General features: G+C 67.3%; 2 protein-coding genes. One reads left to right on the top strand and one right to left on the bottom strand.

The genetic code is table 11. The annotated features are described in order from the left end of the window. The coding region (locus Q8M88_RS04485; protein WP_305595049.1) for a BLUF domain-containing protein at positions 1-184 on the bottom strand (184 nt) is incomplete at its 3' end. Positions 185-432: 248 nt separating this feature from the next. Between Q8M88_RS04485 and Q8M88_RS04480 the strand changes: the two genes are divergently transcribed. After that, on the top strand, positions 433-1,824 hold a 1,392-nt coding region (locus Q8M88_RS04480), incomplete at its 3' end, for an IS1634 family transposase (RefSeq protein WP_305595048.1).

Genomic DNA, 1,824 nt, shown 5'->3' with positions numbered 1-1,824 from the left:
CCCCCAGCACCTGGAGGAAGTTGCCGTTGCGATAGAGCAGCACGCCTGTGACCCCGAGGCGCGCGTTGATCGCGCGGCTCGTCCGAACCAGCGACGACCGGGCCTCCGCCTCGAACGCTCCGACCGCCGCGCTGCCGTACGTCAGGACCCACAGTCGCTCGCCCGCCTCTCGACCCTGCCCCATCAACCTCGCACCCCCTGCCGCGGCTCACCCTGATTCAAACGGCGGGTGACCTTGACCTAAAGCTGGGGCAAGCTCACCGCATGGCGACGGTAGAGCTCTCGCCCGACTTTGACAGTTCGCCTCGGTTCTAGAGGTACGGGCCCCTTGGATTCTCGTGGTTCTCGGACCTCCGAGGCTCCAAAAACCTAGGCACACGACCCTGTGCGAAACCGTTGACGGCACCGCTGCCCCGGGCGTAGCCACGAGGCATGTACCTGCGCACGACGAAGCGCCGCAACGCGGACGGCTCGGAGGTCTGCTACTACCAGCTCGCCGACAACGTCTGGGTCCCGCAGCGCAAGTGTTCCGTCGCGACGGTGGTCTACAACTTCGGGCGCGGCGACGAGGTGGACGCCGACAAGATGCGGCGGCTAGCAGGCAGCATCCTGCGCGTCTTCGGCGACCCGAAGGAGCTCACCGCCGCGGACGACGTCCACGTCCGGGACTCCTGGCCCTACGGCGGCATCTACGTCCTGGAGCAGTTGTGGAAGGAGCTCGGCGTCGGCCCGCTCCTCGATCGGCTGCTGGGGTCGAGGCGCATCCGCGCGCCCTTCGAGCGGGCGCTGTTCGCGATGGTCGCCAACCGCGCCCTGGCGCCCTACTCCAAGCTCTACTGCTGGGAGCAGTGGCTGCGCGAGGAGGTGTTCCTGCCGGAGGGCGAAGGCCTCGAGCTGCAGCACCTCTACCGCTCGATGGACTTCTTCGAGGACCACAAGGTCGAGATCGAGAAGGCCCTCTACTTCAAGATGGCCGACTTGATGAACGCCGACGTCGATCTGATCTTCTACGACACGACCTCCCTGCACTTCGAGATCGACGAGCCCGACGAGGTGGATCTGTCGACCCGGGGACGCTCGTACGAGGCGCTGCGCAAGCGCGGTCACTCCAAGAACGGACGCGAGGATGCGCCGCAGATCGTCATCGGACTCGCGGTGACGCGCGAGGGGTTGCCGGTGCGCTCGTGGGTCTTCCCCGGGAACACCACGGACGTGACGACCGTGGAGAAGGTGAAGGCCGACCTCCGTGGCTGGAAGCTCGGTCGCTGCGTCCTGGTGGGCGACGCGGGCATGAACTCGGAGGACAACCGGAAGAAGCTCAGCCTCGGGAACGGCAAGTACATCCTCGGTGCGAAGATGCGCGCGAACGACGAGGTGACCAAGGAGGTCCTCGCTCGCCCCGGCCGCTACAAGGAAGTGAAGGACAACCTCCGCGTGAAGACCGTGAGGGTCGGCGACGGGGAGCGCCGCCGTCGGTACGTCGTCTGTCACAACCCGGACGAGGAGACGCGGCAGCGGACGCACCGGGAGAAGGTGATCGAGGAGCTGACCGCCGAGCTCGCGACGTTGCAGGAGAGGCCTGACGGCACGCACACGACGCGGGCCCACGAGCTCCTCACCAGCGGTCGCTTCCGGCGCTACCTGCGCCAGGTCGGCACGGGCGGACTGGCGATCGATCGGGCGGCGGTGAAGGAGGCGGAGCGGTACGACGGCAAGTGGGTGATCACCTCGAACGACGACACGCTGACGGCCGAGGATCTGGCCCTGGGGTACAAGCAACTGCTGCGCGTCGAGGCGTGCTGGCGGACGCTCAAGAGCGGGCTG

Source organism: Phenylobacterium sp. (assembly GCF_030693805.1).
Classification (GTDB): Bacteria; Pseudomonadota; Alphaproteobacteria; order Caulobacterales; family Caulobacteraceae; genus Phenylobacterium.
This window is presented reverse-complemented; position numbering and strand designations above follow the sequence as displayed.